Annotated in this window: 18 protein-coding genes and 2 pseudogenes; 4 read left to right on the top strand and 16 right to left on the bottom strand. The window is 36.2% G+C overall.

The features are described 5' to 3' along the window. Positions 1-52 precede the first annotated feature (52 nt). The 3 genes from A9G11_RS04910 to A9G11_RS04900 are packed head-to-tail and all read left to right on the top strand — an operon-like array spanning position 53 to position 4,049. A complete protein-coding gene (locus A9G11_RS04910; protein WP_065618396.1) occupies positions 53-1,465 on the top strand; it encodes an APC family permease in 1,413 nt (470 codons plus the stop codon). 19 nt (positions 1,466-1,484) lie between these two features. Continuing rightward, positions 1,485-2,591, top strand: a complete 1,107-nt coding sequence (locus tag A9G11_RS04905) for an alanine/ornithine racemase family PLP-dependent enzyme (protein WP_065618395.1) — start codon at positions 1,485-1,487, stop codon at positions 2,589-2,591. 54 nt (positions 2,592-2,645) lie between these two features. Then, positions 2,646-4,049, top strand: coding sequence for an amino acid permease (locus tag A9G11_RS04900; protein ID WP_065618394.1), 1,404 nt, complete (start codon positions 2,646-2,648; stop codon positions 4,047-4,049). A gap of 201 nt (positions 4,050-4,250) precedes the next feature. On the opposite strand, the gene A9G11_RS04895 is transcribed toward A9G11_RS04900, so the two are convergent. The 8 genes from A9G11_RS04895 to A9G11_RS04860 form a co-directional block, all read right to left on the bottom strand. Then, complete coding sequence (locus A9G11_RS04895) at positions 4,251-4,853, bottom strand: MarC family protein (RefSeq protein WP_065618393.1); 603 nt, start codon at positions 4,851-4,853, stop codon at positions 4,251-4,253. A gap of 145 nt (positions 4,854-4,998) precedes the next feature. After that, positions 4,999-5,349, bottom strand: a complete 351-nt coding sequence (gene rplS, locus A9G11_RS04890; protein WP_034913735.1) for a 50S ribosomal protein L19 — start codon at positions 5,347-5,349, stop codon at positions 4,999-5,001. A gap of 32 nt (positions 5,350-5,381) precedes the next feature. Further along, positions 5,382-6,134 carry a tRNA (guanosine(37)-N1)-methyltransferase TrmD gene (gene trmD, locus A9G11_RS04885; protein WP_065618392.1) on the bottom strand — a complete coding sequence of 251 codons (753 nt, stop codon included), beginning with the start codon at positions 6,132-6,134 and terminating at the stop codon, positions 5,382-5,384. Between the two features lie 17 nt (positions 6,135-6,151). Then, positions 6,152-6,682: a ribosome maturation factor RimM gene (gene rimM / locus A9G11_RS04880; protein WP_065618391.1), complete on the bottom strand. Its 531-nt coding sequence runs from the start codon at positions 6,680-6,682 to the stop codon at positions 6,152-6,154. A 23-nt stretch (positions 6,683-6,705) separates the two neighbouring features. After that, positions 6,706-6,954, bottom strand: a complete 249-nt coding sequence (gene rpsP, locus A9G11_RS04875; protein ID WP_034900786.1) for a 30S ribosomal protein S16 — start codon at positions 6,952-6,954, stop codon at positions 6,706-6,708. A gap of 211 nt (positions 6,955-7,165) precedes the next feature. After that, entirely contained in the window at positions 7,166-7,468 is a 303-nt protein-coding gene (locus A9G11_RS04870) for an AtuA-related protein (RefSeq protein WP_065618390.1), read from the bottom strand. A 1-nt stretch (position 7,469) separates the two neighbouring features. Continuing rightward, positions 7,470-8,807 (bottom strand): acyclic terpene utilization AtuA family protein, encoded by a 1,338-nt coding sequence (locus tag A9G11_RS04865; RefSeq protein ID WP_065618389.1) that lies wholly within the window; start codon positions 8,805-8,807, stop codon positions 7,470-7,472. A 21-nt stretch (positions 8,808-8,828) separates the two neighbouring features. After that, on the bottom strand, positions 8,829-10,139 hold the full coding sequence (locus A9G11_RS04860) for a CitMHS family transporter (protein ID WP_065618388.1): 1,311 nt from the start codon (positions 10,137-10,139) through the stop codon (positions 8,829-8,831). Positions 10,140-10,518: 379 nt separating this feature from the next. On the opposite strand from A9G11_RS04860, the gene A9G11_RS04855 reads away from it, so the two are divergent. Beyond that, positions 10,519-11,406 (top strand): LysR family transcriptional regulator, encoded by an 888-nt coding sequence (locus A9G11_RS04855; protein WP_065618387.1) that lies wholly within the window; start codon positions 10,519-10,521, stop codon positions 11,404-11,406. A gap of 27 nt (positions 11,407-11,433) precedes the next feature. On the opposite strand, the gene A9G11_RS04850 is transcribed toward A9G11_RS04855, so the two are convergent. The 8 genes and pseudogenes from A9G11_RS04850 to aas all read right to left on the bottom strand — a co-directional run bounded on the left by A9G11_RS04850 (position 11,434) and on the right by aas (position 19,648). Then, on the bottom strand, positions 11,434-11,808 hold the full coding sequence (locus A9G11_RS04850; protein ID WP_065618386.1) for a DUF956 family protein: 375 nt from the start codon (positions 11,806-11,808) through the stop codon (positions 11,434-11,436). 165 nt (positions 11,809-11,973) lie between these two features. Beyond that, the gene (locus A9G11_RS04845; RefSeq protein WP_065618385.1) at positions 11,974-12,885 is read right to left on the bottom strand and encodes a PTS system mannose/fructose/sorbose family transporter subunit IID; all 912 of its coding nucleotides are present in this window, start codon (positions 12,883-12,885) and stop codon (positions 11,974-11,976) included. Between the two features lie 16 nt (positions 12,886-12,901). Continuing rightward, on the bottom strand, positions 12,902-13,702 hold the full coding sequence (locus A9G11_RS04840) for a PTS mannose/fructose/sorbose transporter subunit IIC (protein WP_065618384.1): 801 nt from the start codon (positions 13,700-13,702) through the stop codon (positions 12,902-12,904). A gap of 22 nt (positions 13,703-13,724) precedes the next feature. Further along, positions 13,725-14,267: pseudogene (locus tag A9G11_RS14755) on the bottom strand (PTS system mannose/fructose/N-acetylgalactosamine-transporter subunit IIB); the annotation flags it as partial. Positions 14,268-14,320: 53 nt separating this feature from the next. Then, positions 14,321-14,699 (bottom strand): annotated as a pseudogene (locus tag A9G11_RS14750) (PTS sugar transporter subunit IIA); the annotation flags it as partial. Between the two features lie 709 nt (positions 14,700-15,408). Then, entirely contained in the window at positions 15,409-16,317 is a 909-nt protein-coding gene (gene murQ, locus A9G11_RS04830) for an N-acetylmuramic acid 6-phosphate etherase (RefSeq protein WP_065618382.1), read from the bottom strand. Then, positions 16,304-17,491: a lysophospholipid transporter LplT gene (lplT, locus tag A9G11_RS04825; RefSeq protein WP_065618381.1), complete on the bottom strand. Its 1,188-nt coding sequence runs from the start codon at positions 17,489-17,491 to the stop codon at positions 16,304-16,306. The genes murQ and lplT overlap by 14 nt, the downstream gene beginning before the upstream one ends. Before the next feature lie 15 nt (positions 17,492-17,506). Then, the gene (gene aas / locus A9G11_RS04820) at positions 17,507-19,648 is read right to left on the bottom strand and encodes a bifunctional acyl-ACP--phospholipid O-acyltransferase/long-chain-fatty-acid--ACP ligase (RefSeq protein WP_065618380.1); all 2,142 of its coding nucleotides are present in this window, start codon (positions 19,646-19,648) and stop codon (positions 17,507-17,509) included. Positions 19,649-19,666: the final 18 nt, after the last annotated feature.

Here is a 19,666-nt window from a genome sequence, read left to right as displayed (position 1 = left end):
ATGAACTATCTGGGGCATTTAATGCTCCAGATATTATAATCTGAGGTTATTTATGAGTGATTCTAAAGATTCAAGTTTACTTGGTATTAAAGACATTGTATTTATGAATGTCATTGCAATACTAAGTTTACGTCAAATTCCTAATGTTGCTCCTTATGGAGCGTCGGCAATGTTGCTTTGGCTAATTGCTGCGTTTTGTCTTTTCTTCCCATTAGCCATGGTTTGTGGTGAGCTTTCAACTGGCTGGCCGAAAGATGGTGGGATTTTTGTCTGGGTTAAAGAAGCTTTTGGTAAGCGTATTGGCTGGATAGTCGTTGTTTGCTTCCTGTTTTCTTGTGTGCTTTTCTTCCCGCTAATGTTGCAATTTGGTTTTACTGCAATTGGTTATATGTTTAGTGCGGAGTTAGCGCAGAATCAAGTATTTATTGGTGTTGGTTCCATGATTGTCTTTTGGATTTTGACGCTGATGAATATTAAAGGCATGCAATGGACTAAGATTATCAATAGTGTAAGCGCTTGGCTTGGGGTATTTATTCCGGCAGCGATTATTATTGTATTAGCTATAGTATGGTTATTAACTGGTCATCCAATGGCAACCGATTATAGTCACGTAAGTGATTGGTTACCTGATTTAAGCAGTTGGGATACAATTGTCTTTTTATCAAGTATGATGTTTGCTTTTGCTGGTCTTGAAGTTGCACCGATGATTGCAGGACGTACCCGAAATCCACAACGTGATTTCCCTAAAGCAATGGCAGTTTCAGCTGTGGTAATTGTGGGTATTTATATGATTGGTTCATGGGCGATTAATACCTTGTTACCTGCTCAAGATACTGATATTGTTGCGGGTGTTATGCAGGCGATGGAAGCAGCGGCTGGTGAATTACATATGCCTTGGTTATTACCTGTTATGGCTATTTGTTTATTCTTTGGTGCATTAGGACAAATTAATTCATGGTTAGTTGGCCCTATCTATATGTTACAAGAAGCATCAAAAGAAGATAATTTACTTGGAGAACGCATTGGTCGTTTACATCCAGTCTATAAAACACCAGCATTTGCGTTAATTATCCAAGCAATTATTGTAACGGTTTTATGTTTTTCAACTTTTGTATCACCAAGTATTGCAGCCGCTTATTGGATGTTAACTGCGTTAACAACAATATGTTATTTTATTCCATACTTAGTGATGTTTATTGCTTATTATCGTTTACGTATTACTCAACCAGATGTACCACGTAGTTTTAAAATTCCTGGAAAAGTAATGCCGATTGTTTTACCTGGTTTAGGCTTTTTATCAACGCTATTTGCAGTGATTTTAGTGTTCATTCCACCTGCTCAAATTGATATGGGTGGTTATGTAGAGTATATAGCTAAAATTGTAGGTGGTGCAGTATTAGCGATTGTATTAGCTGAATGGATATATCATCGAGCGCAACGACGTAATCGTCTTGCACAACGATAAAATATAGAGGAGTAATAGAATGTACAAACCTATATTAGAAATTGATCTACGTAAATTAAAAAATAATGCTCGTGTTGAGAAAGATCTATTAGCGAAACACGGCATTGAAGTGATGGCGGTAAATAAGGTATTTGACGGTTGTGTTGAAACTGCCAAAGCGGTTCTTGACGGTGGAATTGATGTAATTGCTGAATCAAGAACTTACAATTTAAAGAAACTGAAAGATGCATTAAATTGTAAAACCTGTTTATTACGTAGCCCTTGTTTAAGTGAAATCAGTGATGTGGTTAAATATGCTGATATTAGCTTAAATAGTGAAAAAGAAGTTATACAGGCTCTTTCAGATGAAGCCGTAAAACAGCAAAAGATCCATCAAGTGCTATTAATGGTCGATATGGGTGATTTACGTGAAGGTATTTGGTTTGAACATATTGATGAAATTATTGATACTGTTAAACTAATACTATCTTTACCTGGTGTTGAGCTTTATGGGCTTGGCACTAACTTTAACTGCTATGGTACAGTGTTACCTACTGTCAAAAATGGTGAAGATTTCTTACATATAGCTCGTAAAGTAGAAGAATCCTGCAATATTAAGATAAAATATCTATCGGCCGGTAATTGTACTAGTTATCATCTATTAGACAAAGGTATTTGGCCGAAAGGATTGAATCATTTGAGAATTGGTGGTTTACATGAGTTTGGTATTGAGTATGTTGATATGAAATATTTAGATGAATTTCATCATTCTAAAAAACCAGTTGATAAAGCATGTAGTAATCTTTATAAATTATATGCCCAAATCATTGAACTCAATAGTAAACCAACTGTTCCCGTTGGTGAATTAGGTGTAGATGCTTTTTTAAATAGTAAAACATTTGTTGATCACGGTACACGTAAACGAGCGCTTCTTGCCTTTGGGCGTCAAGATGTTCCGGTAGAAAATTGTGTTCCTATCGATGATAACATTACTATTTTAGGTCAAACTAGTGATCATACCTTAGTCGATATTGAGGATGTTACTCAGACATTGCGTGTTGGCGATATCATTGGTTTTGAGCTTGATTACACTGCATTACTAATGGCATGTCAAACAAGTGGTGTAGAAAAACGGTTTATTTATTAATTCGTGTTAACTGCTGGGAAACCAGCAGTTTTTATTGATCATTAGGCGGGTTACATGGCAACCTCAGAATCTCAAGAAAGTCCTTATCCCAGTAATTTAAAGAAAAATCTAAAAAATCGTCATCTATTGATGATTTCGTTAGGTGGATCTATCGGGACAGGATTATTTATAGGTATTGCAGCACCACTAAGCACAGTTGGACCTTTAGGAACAATTATTGCTTATTTATTGGCAGGAAGCATCATGCTTTCGACGATGTTATGTTTAGGAGAACTTTCTTGCGCATTCCCTCATGCCGGTTCTTTTCAACACTATGCATTAATGTTTATACCCAATCCTATCTGGAGTTATACAATAGGTTGGTTATATTGGCTTAGTTGGGTTCTATCTATGGCTGCGGATTTAACTGCTGCGTCAATGATAGCTCATCAAGTTTTTCCTTCAATTCCCATATATCTTTTTAGTCTCCTTATATTAATTGTTATAACCTCAGTGCATTTGACTTCGGTTCGCGCTTTTGGCGAAAGTGAATATTGGTTTTCAACAATTAAGGTTTTGGCGATTATTGCTTTTATTGGTATAGGTGTTTACTTACTCTATCAGCAATATCAAGATACACATATCTTGCCTACATTTAAAACTGAACATGGATGGTTTCCTAATGGCTTTTTGTCGATATTTATCTGCATGACCATTGTTACTTATTCATTTCAGGGAGTGGAATTAATTGGATCAGCAGCTGGTGAAGCGCAGTCACCACAATCAGTGTTACCGAAAATTATTATCGGTGTTGCTTTTCGGATTATTCTATTTTATGTATTAGCCATTGCTGTATTAGCGCTTGTTTATCCATATGGAACAGAACATAATGAAATTAGTCCATTTGTTTGGGTTTTCAATAAAGCAGGGATCACTTTTGCTTCCTATGTGATGCTGTTTGTGATTTTTTGTGCGGCAATATCAGCGGCAAACTCAGCAATTTATGCTAGTTCGAGAATGTTATGGTCTATGGCTCAAGATAATCTTGCACCAAAATCTTTTTCCAAAGTAAACAAACGTGGTGTACCAACGAAAGGGATATTATTTATTTCAACCATTGCACTGGTTTCACTGTTTTCTAAATATATTGCAGCTGACAGGCTTTATATCTATTTAGTGGCAAGTACTGGTCAAGTGGGCTGTTTTGCGTGGATCATTATCGCTTGGTGTCAGTATCAATTCCGTAAAGGTGTCAATAACGGTAAGTATCCTAAGGAGATGATAAAATTTAAATCGCCACTATTTCCATGGTTAGCGGCCATTTCAATCATTGTCAATATTGTAATTATTATTGGTGTTTGGTTTGGTGAATCGGGGCATTTTATTTTATTATCTGAATTAATATTAGTTGTTGTTATTTTGATTTCGTATTTCTTTTATAAAAAAAAGAATATTATTATAAATAATAATTTCAACTAATCATTTTGTAGGTCATGTATCAAGCACTAACAATCTGGTATTGTTAGTGCTAACGTAATAGTTAATGTCATTATTACGTTTTAATATTGTTTGTGTATTTAGCCAAATAAAATACTGTTTATTGATGCTGAATATTACGTAATGTAGTTTGTCACCTTTATTATGGTAAATATGCCATATCAAGAAGATAAGTAAGATTAATCATTTTAAAAATGCAGCAACACCGGTAAAAATTACTTGAGCAGCAATGGCTGAAAGTAATAATCCTGTTAATTTGGCGAGAATAGCAATTCCGGTATTTTTTAATACTTTGGCAATACTTTTAGCACATAACAACATCGCATAGATCCCCGCAGAGGCAATCAACAATGAAAATGCGCCAATCATATTTTGTACAAAACCAATCGAACCAGTACCTAGCACTATAATAGTACCAATTGAGGCAGGACCCATACAAAGAGGAATCGCTAAAGGTACAACGCTAATATCTTCATCGCTATTGATTTTATTTTTTTCAGGTGAATCATTCATCAGAGATACGGCTGTTAAGAATAATAATGCACCAGATCCGATTCTAAATGCATCAAGTGTAAAACCAAAAACGCTAAACATGGCGTTACCCATGAAAAACAAAATAATGCCGATAATGAAAACTGCACATGATGTCTTAAGCGCAGTTTTACGTCTTTGCTGTTCATCATATTGCTTGGTACCACTTAAAAAAGCACTTAACACCGCAGGAGGTGTCATTAATGCAAACAATTTTAACGTTGTGGCAAGAATATCAATAACATAATCACCCATAGTATCGCCTTTATGCTTATATTAGGATTTACTTTAATTTGTCAACGATTGTTGGCATTAAATAGATATAAAAACGGTCACCTAAAAGGTGACCATATTTAATTTGATATAGTGTAATTGTTTTTTTATCGCTAACCGATAAAAATTAGTTAAGACGCTCTTTAATACGAGCTGCTTTACCTCGAAGTTCGCGTAAGTAGTAAAGCTTAGCTTGACGTACTTGGCCACGACGTTTCACAGTAATTGAATCAACAATTGGTGAGTGAGTTTGGAATACTCGTTCAACACCTTCGCCATTCGAAATTTTACGCACTGTAAATGCAGAGTGTAAACCACGATTGCGAATTCCAATAACCACACCTTCATAAGCTTGAAGACGTTTTTTATTACCTTCAACAACCCATACTTTTACTTCAACCGTATCACCCGGACGAAAAGACGGGATGTCTTTTTTCATTTGTTCTTGTTCTAATTGCTGAATAATAGCATTTTTCATAATATTGTCTCTTTACTAGTTATACTGAAATTTTAATCACTTTGCTTATTACTGTATTCCTGTTGGAACTCAGTAAGTAAACATTGCTCCTCATCAGTCAGAGCTAGATTTGCAAGAAGATCTTCTCTTCTTAACCAAGTTCGTCCTAGTGATTGTTTTAATCGCCAACGACGAATCGCTTCATGGTGACCAGACATTAATACATCAGGCACCGCCATACCATCTAACACCTCAGGCCTGGTATAGTGAGGGCAATCAAGTAAACCGTTTGCAAAAGAGTCTTCTTCTGCTGATGATTGATGATGTAGCACGCCAGGAATAAATCTAGCTAGTGCATCAATCATAGTCATCGCCGGTAATTCACCACCACTCAGTACGTAATCCCCAATTGACCACTCTTCATCAATTTCGGTTTGGATCACGCGTTCATCTATTCCTTCGTATCGTCCACAAATTAAAATTAACTTTTCACTTTGAGACAATTCGCAAACACCTTGTTGGTTTAATTTGCGCCCTTGTGGAGAAAGATAAATTACTTTTGTATCGTTTCCAGCTACTGCTTTTGCAGCATGAATTGCATCTTTAAGGGGTTGCACCATCATTAGCATTCCGGGGCCACCGCCATAAGGTCTATCATCGACAGTCTTATGCTTATCATGCGCAAAGTCGCGCGGGTTCCAATAATTTACTGTTAACAGCCCGTTTTTAACGGCTCGACCAGTTACACCATAACCAGTAATAGCTTGAAACATTTCGGGAAAAAGGCTAATAACGCCAATCCACATATTCTTACCTTTACTAATTAAAAAGCTGGATCCCAATCGACCACAATCATTTTTGTTGTTAAATCAACTTGTTTAATAAATTGCTCTTCAACAAAAGGGATTAAACGTTCTGTTGCACCAAATGCATCTTTTAGATTTGCTTTAACCACCAAAACATCATTAGATCCGGTTTCCATTAAATCAGTAACTTGACCTAAATTATAACCGTTGATTGTTTTTACTTGGCAACCAATCAGATCTTTCCAATAAAAATCACCCTCATTAAGTGGTGGTAACTTTTGTGCATCAACATAAACTTCAGCATTAGTTAATGCATTTGCTTGGTCACGATCATCGATACCGTCAAGCTTCACAATCATATCTTGATTATGCGGTTTAAAACTTTCTACGATTACTTCTTGCCATTTTCCAGCACGCTGAATATACCAAGGTTTGTAATCAAAAATACTATCTGGATATTCTGTAAACGAAAAAATCCTGAGCCATCCACGAATGCCATAGCTTGAACCAAGTTTACCTACAACAATTAGATTCTCAGTATTCATCATTACAGTGACTATTTATTACTTAATTAAGCAGCTTTTTGTGCTTGTTTGATCAATGCATTAACACGATCAGAAACGGTTGCACCTAAACCAACCCAATGATTTACGCGATCTAGATCTAAACGTAATTCTTCTGCTTTACCTTGTGCAATTGGATTAAAAAAGCCAACGCGCTCAATAAAACGACCATCACGTGGGTTACGGCTATCAGTGACAACTACTTGATAAAAAGGGCGCTTTTTAGAGCCACCACGAGCTAAACGAATAGTTACCATAACATCCTCTTAAATTAAAAATAATCTTTCTTCTGCCCAACATGGACAAAATCAAAGCCCCAGAATTATACTCTTTCTGGCAAAAAGTGCAATGGCTGTTTCTAGGTGATAGCAAGTAAAATAGTTATCTAACACTGTAAAAAATGAGAAATCCCATCAATGGTAATTGATGGGATTGGAAAGGTAAAAAGTGGTAATGAAAAAGTTGTGTTTATTCTATATCCATATCCATTAGTGCTGCACTAAGGCCTTTTCCATGCATATCAAGCGCTAAGGTGCGTGTAACGCCACCTCCTAATGCTTCATACATGACAAAGTTTAAGGCACCAATATTAGGGAGTTCGTAACGAACAACATTGCCTTTAACAATGTCTGAAAAGAAATCCTTTACTTTTTCTGCGGTAATAGCAGCCTTTAATTTTTCATAATTGTTTATATCATAAGCAATAACTGAAATATTTGAGATATTGCCTTTATCTCCGGTGCGTGAATGTGCAAGTTCTCTTAATTTCATCTTATACCTCCAAATAATTGATAACTGGTTTGACCGATTTACGTTCAATCAAAGTTGAATCCATAGCCACAATTTCTTTTACAGATTTGAACGCACCACCACCGGCGGCAGGACCATTGGTGTACAGCGCTTCAACTTCATTACCGATTGATGATGCATCAGCTTTGTTTTTAAAGCGACCTGCAACGCGCACTCTTACTTCATACGGTTTACTATCTTGTGATAATTTGTTGCCGTGTAGCGAATTTACGCCAATTAAATCGAAACGCAATTCGTCAGCTTTGGCGTTAATAATAGATAAACGTTCTTTAACTATGTCTAGCGCTAACTGTCCTCGCTCTATTGCCCCCGGTCCAGCATAACTCATTTCACCTTCACCAATAAAACCGTCTAAATAACCCACAGAAACTTTTAAGGTATCTGTTCGCTGTTTACCTGTGGCTCCTGATACGGCAACACGATCTTTAGCTTCTTGTTTGAAAGTGACATTTGAAAAATCAGCTACAACATCAGGCGTAATATATAATTGAGGATTATGGATTTCGTAGAGCATCTGTTCTTTACATGTATCAACGGTGACACAACCACCAGCTTCAGCAACTTTAGTAATAATAGCTTCACCATTTTCATTGATTTCAGCAATCGGGAAACCTAATCGAGCAAGTCCTTGAACATCTTTGTAACCTGGATCGGCAAAGTATCCACCAGTTATTTGACCTGCACATTCGAGTAAATGACCAACAACAGTGCCTTTACCTAGTTTATCCCAATCTGATAATGACCAACCAAATTCATACACCATTGGCGATAAAAATAGTGAAGGATCAGCAACACGTCCAGTAATAACAATATCAGCACCAGCTTTGAGCGCTTCAACTAATGTTTCACAACCTAAATAAGCATTAGCTGAAACAATTTTTTTATCAGATTCAGAAATCTTTTTGCCAATATCATCAAGTTTAAGATCTTGATCAACTACAGATTGATAAACATCATCACCTTCAACTACAGCAATTTTTAGTCCCGATAAACCGAGTGATTTAGCGATAGATTGAATAGCCTTACCTGCAGCTTGTGGGTTTGCGGACCCCATGTTAGTAATGATTTTTATTTTATTTTCAACGCATAATGGTAAAACGGCACGCATTCTTGCTTCTAATAATTCGTTGAAACCTGCATTAGGATTACTCTGTTTTTGTTTTTGACCTATTGCAATCGTTCTTTCAGCTAAACATTCAAAGACTAAATATTGAATTTGCCCTTTTTGTGCGAGTTCTACTGCTGGCTCAATACGATCTCCGCCATAACCCGCTCCACAACCAATTCTTATTGTTTTCATAATTAAATACCTCTGTTAAATTTAAATCGGGAACACACCAGTAACAACACAAGCAACGGTCATAATGATGCTTGCTAACCATAAAATAGGGATACTGAATTTTTGATGATCAGCTAATTCAACTCCAGCAAGACTAACAAGTAAGAAGGTCGCTGGTGTTAGTGGACTAACTGGGAAACCAGTCGTCATTTGCCCCATAATTGATGCTTGAGCAACTTGAATACCAGGTACGCCTAGCATTTCAACCGTATTGGCAACAACAGGCATAATGCCAAAATAGTATGAATCAGGGTCAAAAATAAGGCTTAATGGCATAGAAACAATACCCGTGATAAATGGCACATGGCTGGCAAAATGCTCTGGAATGAAATGAACCGCAGCTTCTGACATAGCTTTTAACATACCTGAACCAGTCATGATCCCAGTAAAAGCACCCGCAGCAAATAAAATACTTGCCATCATTAATGCTGCTTTAGCGTGCGCATTAATTCGTTCAGACTGCATTTTAACATTAGGGTAGTTGATCATTAATGCAAGTGTGAGAGCGATCATAAATGCGACGGTTGGTGAAATACGGGTAAATACCATAGTGCATAAAATGGCAATAACTAAAGCAATATTTACCCAAAACAGATGTGGACGACGAAGTTTCTTTTCTTCTTCAGTTAACTCTTTTTCATGGTGTTGAATACCACCACTTGCAAGAATTGCTTCTTTGGTTAGTCCTAAGCGTTTTTGCTCTTTTTTACCCCAGTAATAGCCCATGAAAATCATGAATGTTAGCCCGGCAATTTGAGCGGGGATAAGTGGAGTAAAAAGATCATGAGTGGAAATATTTAATGCACTAGCTGCACGAATCATTGGGCCTGTCCATGGTAGGAAGTTAACACCTGCACTTAATGCGGTAATACCGATTAGCATGCGTTTATCCATTCCTAATTTTTCAAACAGAGGTAACATAGTTGGTACGGTAACTAGGAAGGTTACTGCACCATTGCCGTCTAAATGGGCAATTAGCGCTAAGATACCTGTACCAATCAAGATCCTCACAGGATTGGCACCAACAAAACGTAAAATGCGTTTGATAATAGGGTCAAACATACCTGCATCTGTTACAACACCAAAAAATGTTATAGCAAAAACAAACATTGCAGCCATTGGGGCAAGTTTTGTAATGCCAGCTACAATATATTTTGGCGTTTCTAAACCACATCCGGCGACTAATGCCCCGATCGTGGGAATGACAATTAATGCAACAATAGGGGACATTCGTTTTGACATTATGCAGTACAACATAACGACAATTGTTAAAATGCCGGTGAGTGCTAACATAGATAATCTCCTTAATTAAATGAATACTTACCGTATGATATACAAGTAAAATCAAGGCAATTATTTGAATAAGGAATGAATTTATTTGTGGTTATGATAAGAAGCTATTTATTTGCATTACAGATAAATAAATTGTTTAATTCTATAGATCTTTAGTTAAAAAATAAGCATATTTTCAATTAGTTATAATAATAATCAAAAATAGAGTGTTATTTGACCGTACCAATGTCACAAAAAATAAAAATCGATTTTGATAACTAGCTCAAATAAATAAAAAATATGATACAGTTCAATAACGCTAAGAGATTGGCTGTACAGATTAATTTTATGAAAATTGCTATTTTTACTATTTAGAAAAGACTTAGAGATCAGTTGTATTATGAATATTTCTATTAAGCAATTACGTGCATTTCTCGCATTAGCTGAAACAGAGAATTTTACTCGTGCATCGGAAATTGTTAATTTATCTCAACCTGCATTTAGCGCATTGATTGCAACTTTAGAACAAGAAGTAGGCTTTAGATTGTTTGACCGCGATACTCGGAAAGTTCAACTTAATATTGATGGTTTACATTTTATTGAATTAGCCAGAAATCTTATGCATAACTACGATAATACTATTCGTGAAATAAAGCGTTATTCCAGTGGCGAGGAAGGGAGTGTAACTGTAGCGGTTTTACCCTCATTAGCGGTTAAATGGTTGCCACAAATGATCGCCAAATTTAATACCGAAAATCCTAAAATTAGAGTCGATATCTTAGATACACAATGGGATAGTTGTTTGCACTCTATTATTGATAATTCTGCCGATATTGCAGTTGCAGCAGGAACCCCTACAGTAAAAGATATTCATGCTGAACTACTGTTTTCAGATGATTTTTATTTAATTTGCCATAAAGATAATGAACTGGCACAGAAAAAATCTGTAGAATTAAAAGAGTTAGAAGGGCAAAATTTTATTGCTTTTTCAAAAGGAACCAGTATTCGAATTTACACTGATCAACTTACACAATTATACAATATCCAATATGCGATGGAAGTGAGGCAATTAACTTCAATGATGGGTTTAATTTCTGTTAATCAAGGAGTAAGTATTACCACTGGTTTAACCTTATTTCAATTTGAACACGATAATATTGCTATTATTCCTTTCAAAGATATTTCATTAAAACGAGCGGTCTATTTAATTAAGAAAAAAGAGAGGCAATTGTCGAAACAAGCTCAAAAATTTTATCAATTCATTAGAAGTAACTACAATATAAATTAAGTTCTTTTGTGGTTAGGGTAATCACCCCTAACTTTTCTTTTTTTTATGAAAAAAAGCACGCTTTAAAACATCAAAAAAAACTAATGATCTAACCATTTTTTGTCCATCAATATAAACACGGATTGCTTTTAATACTTTTTTGGGATCTTTTGATGCAAAGGAAAAAGTGCCATTTTGTTTAGTTTGAATTGAATAACGAGGGATCCATTTTCCACCAAATAAAACCGATGCAATAACATAATCAACTTCTTCCCAAGGGATTTGAATATATTTTCGGCTATCTTGTTGATGATAAAATTCAAAGGCTTTATCACCAATCATAATACTGCCATACTCGGTAAAGCCAGTGAAAGCAGTGGCTTTTACCGTTAAATCTATCTTGGTATTTAATGACTGAATCATCTTTTTATTTCCATGTTTATGATGTGATCCATGATATAGCCATTTACAAAACGGTTAAGTAATGAAAAATGGCTAATAATTATTGATGCTATTTTTGATAAAGTTAGAAAGCATAGTTTTTACAGAAACTCTATGCTTTCCAAATATCTTAACAAGATGTTAAGGTTATAACAGACCAATCACATGACCAACAATTCCAACGATAAATAATGCGAGGATAATAGTAATTGGTGAAACTTTTTTACGTAATAACCACATACATAAAAAAGTTAACAATAAAGGTATTAATCCAGGAATGAGCTGATCTAAAATATTTTGTAATGTTGTAACCTTTTCTTGAGAAAGTGCTAAGCCATTTTGCAATTGTGTTAACGCTTGTTTTATACCTTGAGCACCAGCAGGTAAAGTATTCCAATCAATAAATGCACCATTATCTAATTTAACTGTTGAAACGACGGGTTGAAATTTAATTGATACCCACCTTGGTATTAAAGCAGCTAGTACAAACATCCCCAATATAGAAGCACCTTTGGTAATTTTTTGTAGTAAACCACCTGAAAGGTTATCAGTAATTTTAGCACCCGCGTGATAACCAAACTCTTGGGTATACCACATAAAGCCCCAACGGATAATATTCCATAATAAGAAGAATAAGATTGGACCGAGAATGTTACCACTTAATGCTAATGATGCGCCAAGTGCGCCGAGCATAGGACGAACGGTAACCCAGAACACAGGGTCTCCCACACCAGCTAAAGGTCCCATCATACCGACTTTAACACCTTGAATGGCTACATCATCAACCGCAGCACCATTAGCACGCTCTTCTTCCAGAGCAAGTGTCACACCAAGTACTGGTGAAGCTAAATAAGGGTGGGTATTAAAAAATTCGAGGTGGCGCTTAAGTGCCGCGGAACGATCTTCTTTTGTGGTATATAACTTTTTAATCGCTGGGATCATGGAGTAAACCCAACCACCATTTTGCATACGTTCGTAGTTCCAAGAACCTTGAAGAAAAGTTGAACGCCAAGCTACGACTAAACGATCTTTTTTGCTTAAATGAATTCTATTTGTCATTTTTTTCTCCAAACTCTTAGTAATCATTCAAAATGTCATCAAGTGGATCACCTTTATTGCCACCATTTGATGAATTGCCTCGTTCTGAGAGGTTTAAATAAATTATTGCTAATGCTATACCCAATGCACCAAGAGCAATTAAGGTTAATTGTGTTAGCGCTGCAACTACAAAACCGATGATAAAAAATGGCCAAACTTCACGACTTGCCATCATATTGATTACCATTCCATAACCTACTGCAACCACCATACCTCCACCGATGGCCATACCATCGTTTAACCACTTAGGCATAGACCTTAATATCTCTTGAACGGTTTGTGCAGGAATAAATAGTAAGGCTGCTGCTGGGATAGCGATTCTTAATCCTTGCAAGCAGATACCTAGAATTTGTAACCATTCAATACGACGAATATTGCCATGTTCGGCTGCGGCATCCATCATATGCACAATAGGAACGGCGATAGTTCGTACAATCATGGTTAAGAATAACCCTGCAACACTAAGAGGAATCGCAATGGCGATAGCGGTAGACACACCGGCTACACCTTGTCCACCTAGTACTAAAATAATTGCAGAGGCGACAGAAGCAAGCGCGGCATCAGGTGCAACTGCTGCTCCGATATTTGCCCAACCTAGAGCAACCATTTGTAATGCACCGCCTAATACGATTCCAGCTTCTAAATTACCGGTTACCAGTCCAATCAATGTACAAGCAACTAAAGGTTGATGAAACTGAAACTGATCTAAAATGCCTTCCATACCTGCTAGAAAAGCAATAACTATCACCAAAATGATAGAAATAATCGATAACGTCATAATATAATCCCTCAATTAAAAACTAATTTTTTTGTTCAGCTAATTCTTGTTTCGCTTTTTTCAATAACTCATCCATATTATCTTTAGAGTCATTAGGAACTTTGCGAACATCAAATTTCACATTTTTGGCTTTTAGTTTTTCAAAAGTATCTACGTCATCCGCATTCATTGACAGTACTTTGTTGACCATCACTTTACCGACCGAATGAGCCATGGAACCAACATTGAGAACATCAATATCAACACCACCTTCAATTGCTCGTAAAACATCTTGTGGGTTTTCAAACAAAAGTAATGCTTTCGTATTACCAAAACGTGGATCGCGTGAAACTTCAATAATCTTTTTAATAGGTACAACATTGGCTTTCACACCGGGAGGGGCCGCTTCTTGGATGAGTTTTTTTCTTAAATCATCTTTAGCAACAGAATCAGAGACAACAATAATACGATTTGGATTGGTAGATTTAGTCCATGAGGTTGCAACTTGTCCGTGTAATAAGCGTGAATCTACACGAGCAAGTACAATTTTCATTTTACCGTCACCTAACACGGTTCCTTCTGGGATCGTATTAGCGGCTCGATTTGTCGCTTGGTTGGAAGAGGTTGTTTCAACTGTGGCTTTTATCCCTTCTTTAGCGGAAGCTAAAATTTCACCAGCAATCTCTTTGGCACTCTCCATTGACAAACGTGAAGAATAAGCTTCAATTAACATAGGTAGATTTAAACCTGCAACAATTGCCCAATTACTGTGTGAACCACATAAATTATTTGCTTGATTAAATGGAGTACCACCCCATAAATCGACTAAAAATAGGACTTCATCTTGATTATCGAATGTGGCTATTGCGGCTAACATTCTCTCCTTCAAACTCTCAGGACTATCACTTGGATGCAAGGTAACGGCTTTTACATTCTCTTGTTCTCCAAATATCATCGTTCCTGATTGTAGAATACCTTCTGCAAACTCGCCATGAGTCGCCAGAATTATCCCTACCATACCATTTTCCTCCCAATATTTATATTATTGAATAATATAAAATTATTATAAAATGAATCGACAAAATTAGTTCTGCTTAGTTATTTTATAAAATAAAATAAATGCCTATTTTTATTCAGCTAAAAAGTTAAACCTCCATTAATTTTGCAAAAATATCAAATGAAAATACCGACATAATTAAATCCGTAAAAAATGTTTCTATGCCATTTTTTTATAAATTTAATTATCAAACCATAACGAAACCAGAAACTAAAATATAATTAAATTGTTAATTTTTAATTAGTTACGCATTTGCATAAATGGTTTAGAAATATATAAAATATAATCGTGTTCTATTTAATATTACATAATGTTATACATATTGTTAATTATTGATCATTCATTTGATAATGCATACTATTTTTTTACAGTAAGGAGAATTTTGCTGGTGATCGGTTTGGTTTAGAAAGGCAGTTATGTTTTATTATTAATAATCAATTGTATAATAAGATTTTATTGAAAGGGATTTTAGGTAGGGTGGGGTTTAATTGACCTTAAATGATAATTACATTCTACCTTATTGATTGTATATTAACCTTTATTTGTTATTGTTTGCTTATTAAAAAAGATGTTTAATTAAAATTTATAGTGAATAATTAATATGATATCAATTTATACAATGCCGCTTACCTATTAAATATAGTTGGTAAATCGGCGTTATTCTAATCACTTAAGCATTGTGCTTGAGTGCTTGGCGTATGAAACCATTTTGTTGGTTAAGCGTTTGTTTAGCTTGTTCAGCATTGAGATTGGCAAGGATCATTAAAATTGCCGTTTTGCAGTGCCTGCTACTTTGCTCAAGTGCTAAAATTGCCGTATTTCGGTCGCAATCAGTCGCCTGCATGACAATGGTGATTTGTCGCTCAATTAGTTTTGCATTTGTTGCTTCAACATCGACCATTAAATTGCCATAAACTTTACCAATTTTAATCATACTCGCGGTGGTTAGCATATTGAGGATCAACTTTTGTGCTGTACCGGCTTTCATTCTTGATGAACCAGTGATAACTTCAGCGCCAACAACAGGTGTGATTGCAATATCAGCGGTTGTTATCATCGGTGCATTTGGATTACAGCATAAGCTAATGACGGTTGCACCAATTGCTTTAGCAAACTCCATTCCTCCTATTACATAAGGAGTACGGCCACTTGCAGCGATACCAACTAGCACATCTTTGGCTGTTAAATTGATATTTTTTAAATCACTAATGGCTAATTGTGGATTATCTTCTGCATTTTCCACTGCTTTGAAAATAGCAGGCTGACCACCTGCTATTAATCCTATGACTTGTTCTGGCGGTGTGCCATAAGTTGGAGGGCATTCACTGGCATCTAAAATACCTAATCGACCAGAGGTACCAGCACCGATATAGATTAATCTACCTTGATTAGAAAAGGCATGACTAATAATATCGACCGCTTTGGCAATTTGTGGAATTTGTTTTTCAACTGCTAACGCAACTTGTTTATCTTCATGATTGATAATTTTCAGAATCTCAAGCGTTGAACAGTTATCAATTTTCTCACTGTTCGGATTACGACTTTCGGTTAACATATTTGATAAATTAAGATGCTGCATTATTTTTTAATCCTAACCATAATAAAAAGATAACAAGAGCGAATAAACAGCCAAAACCAACACCAATGGTAATAACTGAGATATTAAGCGCAATAGCTAAAGAATAAAGTCCAAGCATGATCATCATTGCGCCATATTCACTTAGATTTTGTACTGAAATAACACTACCTGCTCCCACAAGCTCTCTACCAATCTTTTGGATCAATGCATTTAAAGGTACTAAAAAGAATCCGCCTAAAGCACCAATTACAATTAATAAAATGTAAGATGAGACAATGTGACTTTGCAAAGTAAAAGCAATAACGGCAATACCCATCATTATTCCGGCAGGAATACACCGTAAGGTGTTATTCATTGAGATCAATGTACTTGCCAGCCCAGCACCAATAACTATCCCGATAGCAACAACTGCGTTGAGGTTGGTTGGAGTAGAATTATCGGTGATCCCTAACACGATAGGAACCCAACTGATTAATAAAAAGCGCAATGTAATACCTGCACCCCAAAATAAGCTTGTACCAAATAAGGTGAAACGAGCTTGTTTATGCATGAAAATGACTTTGACTGTATGAGCAAAGTCTTTAATCATACTGGTAAATTTCCACTTAATATCTTGTCTTGCGATCGGTAATTTAGGAATAAAAAGATTAGCAATCACAGCCAATCCATACATTACTACACAAGCCAGTAAAGAAGCAACTATGTTAAGATCGGCAATATGACCACCGGCTAATGAGCCTAGTAAAATTGCTGCGATCGTTGAAGCTTCGATTAAGCCATTGGCCTTAACCAAATTATCGCCCGAAGTTAGTTCACCTAAAATCCCATATTTGGCAGGTGAATAACCTGCAGCGCCAATCCCAACTAAAAAATAGCCTAAAAAAGGACTGATATTAATACAGATACAACCTGCACCGACTAATTTTATGCAGTTTGAGATCATCATAACCTTACCTTTTGACATACTATCGGCAAATTGGCCAACAAAAGGAGAAAGTAAAATAAAAGGGATAACAAAACCGATTTGTAATACTGATTGGCTCCACTCCGGATAATGAAGATTCTTGATGAAGGCCAATATGGCAAAAAACAGTGCATTGTCAGCAAAGGCTGAAAAAAATTGCGCCAGCATGGTTGCTACCATGCCTTTGCTAAAAAGTGAATGTTGATTCATACGGCATCCTTTTGTTTATTCGTCTGCCATTTTTCGTAATGTGATAAAATCAATTTTACCGGTTCCGAGTAATGGTAACTCTTTTACGGTACGAATATCACGAGGAACGGCTAAAGCTGGTATGCCAAGCTCTTGGGCTACTTGATTAAGTTGTTCCCGACTTAACTGTTTAGATGTCGTAAATAGTACAATAGCTTCTCCTTTTGATGCATCAGATTTGACTGTAGCACCATGCATTGCATCAGGATCGACTTTTTTAGCAAGAGCTTCAACACTTTCTAAAGAAACCATTTCACCAGCAATTTTAGCGAATCGTTTTAAACGTCCTTTGATAGTTATAAAGCCTTCTGTATCGATTGCTACAATATCTCCAGTATCATACCAGCCACGTTCTAAATGACCATTTTCATCCATAGCTTCAGGTGGTTCGAGTTTACCGGGTGCTTCAACACGTAAATAACCTTTCATTACATTTGGACCTTTGAGCTGTAACTCACCACCATTGCTAATGCCTGATATTGGTATTAATCGGGAGATCATCCCCGGCAATAATCGACCAACTGTACCATTTTTAAACGCCATTGGTACATTGAGAGCGACAACGGGCGCACATTCTGTCACACCATAACCTTCTAAAATACGGATACCGTATTTATCTTTCCATTGCTCACGTACTGCTTCGGATAGTTTTTCTGCACCAGCAACAACATAACGTAAGCGCATGAAATCATAAGGATGTGCATAACGCGCATAGTTGGCTAAGAAAGTAGGTGTACCAAATAATATAGTACAGTTTTGGTCGTAAATAATTTCTGGTACCATGCGGTAATGTAGAGGATTAGGATATAAAAAAGTTCGACTACCAGAAAATAGTGGTAAAAATAGTCCGGCGGTAATACCAAAAGCATGAAATAGTGGTAATGCAGACATAAACCGATCTGCTGGTGTTGGATCAATGACGGTTCGAATTTGCTCAACATTGGCAAGTAAGCTACCATGGCTATGTACTACGCCTTTAGGGTTACCTTCAGAACCAGAAGTAAAGAGTATCAAAGCTTCATCATCACTTGATTGATATTGTTGCACTAAACGAGGTATATATTGATGAACTACAACATAGAGTTTGTCGACAAAAGTTAAACTGCTACGAAGATCTTCAAGAAAATACCACTTAACACCTTTAATTTCGTCAAGTAAATAATCAAGTTTACCTTTTTGTATGAATTTACGTGAGGTAATAATGGTTTTAATTTCTGCAGCAGTCACTGCACACATGATGCCTTTTGTTCCCGCGGTATAATTGAGCATCGCGGGAATACGATTTTTAACCGATAATCCAAAAATAGTTGCAACTGTAATTGTTGCATTTGGCAGTAATACCCCAACCCTTTCTTTTCTTTTGGTGATTTTAGCAATGATACAGCTAACCCCAATAATTTGTTTTAACAAATTACGATAAGACGCTTCGGTGGTTGTTGGGTCTTGTACCATACGAGATTTAACACCATAGCGAACTTGTGCTTCTAGCAGTGCTTCAAATAGTGTTAATTTAGGACGACTGGCCATGCGTGCATTCATCATAATTTGATGAAGCATTTCTCCTGCAATATATCGACGTTCATTGGCTTTACTTGCATTAGGCATAGGGATTGAAGTGGGTTCAAGGACATTAATAGTGATCTTAGGAAATAAATGACGTTTAAATAGTCCTTTCAAACGACTTGTGAGGGTAAATTCAGCACCTTCAATCCAAACTGGTACAATCGTGGCTTTAGAACGAGCGGCCACAAAAGCAGCACCGTCATAAATTTTCATTAATGAACCGGTTATGGTGATTCGACCTTCAGGGAAGATTACAATTGGGCGACCTTTCTCTACCTCTCTAACTAAACTTTTAATTGCCATAGGACTCAATGGATCCATAGGCACAAAATCGGCATAACGTTTGGCTAAGCGAACTAACCAGTGATTGATATAACCTGCATAAATAGCAAAAACTGGACGAACAGGTAAAAATACACCAATTAAAACACCGTCTAGGAAAGAAACATGATTAGGAGTGATTAGAAGTCTATCTTGTTTTAAATTATCGAGATTACCATGAATTTTAACATGAAATAAAATCTTTAAGAAAAATCTTAATACTTTAAATAACATCTTATTTCTCAATTTCCG

This window comes from Gilliamella sp. wkB108, assembly GCF_001690195.1.
Lineage (GTDB): Bacteria > Pseudomonadota > Gammaproteobacteria > Enterobacterales > Orbaceae > Gilliamella > Gilliamella apicola_L.
This window is presented reverse-complemented; position numbering and strand designations above follow the sequence as displayed.